At 40.2% G+C, this 2,500-nt stretch carries 1 protein-coding gene, 1 rRNA gene and 2 pseudogenes (1 of these 4 cut by a window edge); 2 read left to right on the plus strand and 2 right to left on the minus strand.

The features are described 5' to 3' along the window. Positions 1 to 199: pseudogene (locus C3Z13_RS05960) on the minus strand (methionine ABC transporter permease); the annotation flags it as partial. After that, complete coding sequence (gene metN / locus C3Z13_RS05965) at positions 189 to 1,226, minus strand: methionine ABC transporter ATP-binding protein MetN (RefSeq protein WP_103855328.1); 1,038 nt, start codon at positions 1,224 to 1,226, stop codon at positions 189 to 191. The pseudogene C3Z13_RS05960 and the gene metN, both read right to left, overlap by 11 nt. Before the next feature lie 170 nt (positions 1,227 to 1,396). Here metN and gmhB point away from each other — a divergent pair. After that, positions 1,397 to 1,950 (plus strand): annotated as a pseudogene (gmhB, locus tag C3Z13_RS05970) (D-glycero-beta-D-manno-heptose 1,7-bisphosphate 7-phosphatase). A 371-nt stretch (positions 1,951 to 2,321) separates the two neighbouring features. Continuing rightward, a 16S ribosomal RNA gene (locus C3Z13_RS05975) occupies positions 2,322 to 2,500 on the plus strand (it continues 1,362 nt past the right edge of the window).

Here is a 2,500-nt window from a genome sequence, read left to right on the forward strand (position 1 = left end):
TGCGGTTCAATTTTTTATTATTTAGGGTTTGTCCTTCTTTGGTTAAGAAGGTGATAATGCCCAGTGGCAAGCCAAATAGCACGGCAAAAAAGGTGGCCACAAGGCTCATATAAACGGTTTCAAATGAGCTATTGGCGATAAGCTGCCACACTTGTGGGGTAAGTTGGCGGGAAAATTCCGCACTAAATTCAGTCCACATAACCTAATACCTCCACACGAACATTATTTTCCATTAAATAAATCTTAGCTTGTGTAATGGCATCTTCGTTGCCTTCCACTTCTGCGATGGTAAAACCAAATTTCACGCCACCCGCATAATCAATTTGCGAGGTGAGAATACTTAAATCCACCCCAAAACGTTTAGAGGCTTGTGAAAGTAAAGGAGCATCCACTGAACGACCAGTAAATTCAAATTTAATGATTGGCCAAGCATTTGGGTGTTTTGGCGTTGGCGATAATTTTTCCAAATATTCTTCAGGCAAATTAATGTGGAATGTTGAGCTAATAAATTGCTGTGCCAACTCGGTTTTAGGATTAGAGAAAATCTCACTGACCGAACCTTGTTCCACTAAACGCCCTTTATCAATCACTGCCACTTGATCGCAAATGCGTTTTACCACGTCCATTTCGTGCGTGATCAACAAAATAGTGATACCTAAAGTGCGGTTGATTTCTTTTAATAATTTTAAAATTGCTTGCGTGGTGGCGGGATCTAACGCGCTGGTTGCTTCATCGCACAGTAACACTTTGGGATCACTTGCCAATGCACGCGCAATTGCAACACGTTGCTTTTGTCCACCTGAAAGATTGGCAGGGTAAACATCGCGCTTTTCACTTAATCCCACTAAGGAAAGCAGCTGTTCCACTTTTTGTTTAATATGGGCTTTGCTTTCACCGGCTAATTCCAACGGCAACGCGATGTTGCCATAAACGGTGCGCGAACTGAGCAAATTGAAATGCTGGAAAATCATTCCAATATTACGGCGTTCTTGAATGAGTTGGCTGTCTGACAAATGCGTTAATTCTTTGCCATTTACCACTACCGAACCCGACGTTGGGCGTTCCAACAAGTTCACACAACGGATAAGCGTACTTTTCCCTGCACCAGATGCGCCAATCACACCACAAATTTGCCCTTTAGGAACGTGAAGATTGACATTATCAAGTGCGGTGATTTTTTTATCCGCAATGTCAAAAATTTTGTTAAGGTTTTCTAGCTTAATCATATAAGCCCTTTCTAATATGCTTAAATTTAAGTTTTTCTGTATTTTAGACGTCTAGATTGCTATGTCAATATTTATTCACAACATTTTTAGAATGTTCAGCTATTAGTTAGAACAAAATTAAGTCATAATTGAGCGAAATAGCAAGAATAAAGATAAACAAGGATCAAAACGTGAATAAAGCAATTTTTCTAGATCGAGATGGCACGATCAACATCGATCACGGCTATGTACATCAAATTGATGACTTCCAATTTATCGAAGGAAGTATTGAAGCCTTGCAGCAGTTAAAAGCGATGGGCTATTTATTGGTGCTAGTGACGAATCAATCAGGCATTGCGCGCGGTTATTTTTCGGAACAACAATTCCTACAACTCACGGAATGGATGGATTGGTCACTGGCAGATCGTGGTGTGGATTTTGATGGCATCTATTATTGTCCTCATCACCCTGAGGGTAAAGGTGAATATAAAGAAGATTGCGATTGTCGCAAGCCAAAATCAGGAATGCTATTGCAAGCGATTAAAGAATTGCATATTGATCCCGCGCAGTCTTTTATGGTGGGGGATAAAAAGAAGACATGCAGGCAGGCAAAGGGGCAGGCGTAAAAACCTGTGTTTTGGTGCGAACAGGAAAAGCAGTAAGCGAAGAAAGTGAAAAATCTGCAGACATTGTGATAAATAGTGTGGCGGACTTACCAGCGTTAATAAAAAAGCTTAAGAATTAAAATCAAGTGCGGTAAAAAATTTGCTAATTTTCCACCGCACTTTGCCTGATAATTCAGCAGTGTGAGTTCAAAATAATCAGTTGCAATGATTTTTCGTGTTTTTTGCGATTTTTTTGCAAAAAGGGGTTGCAAAGATTTTTCAGATGCCTATAATACGCCGCACACAACGAGACGCGACGTTGTAGAAATTGAAAGATATACACACATCGCGTCGTTATTTTTTGCTCTTTAACAATCAATCAGACAATCTGTGTGGGCATTGTTGATTCTGGAAAATTTAAAAGATTTAGAACAATTAGTGCTTAACTGAAATTCATAGTGATTTTTAATAAAATCATAGAGCTTTGTTAGTGTACGAATTGAGAAAGATTAAACTGAAGAGTTTGATCATGGCTCAGATTGAACGCTGGCGGCAGGCTTAACACATGCAAGTCGAACGGTAACGGGTTGAAAGCTTGCTTTCGATGCTGACGAGTGGCGGACGGGTGAGTAATGCTTGGGAATCTGGCTTATGGAGGGGGATAACCATTGGAAACGATGGCTAATACCG

The organism is Avibacterium endocarditidis (assembly GCF_002921145.1).
In the GTDB taxonomy this organism is placed as follows: Bacteria; Pseudomonadota; Gammaproteobacteria; order Enterobacterales; family Pasteurellaceae; genus Avibacterium; species Avibacterium endocarditidis.

Excerpts from the sequence above, each read along its gene's own strand:
- metN (WP_103855328.1), bottom strand. The coding sequence starts at position 1,226 with ATGATTAAGCTAGAAAACCTTAACAAAATTTTTGACATTGCGGATAAA.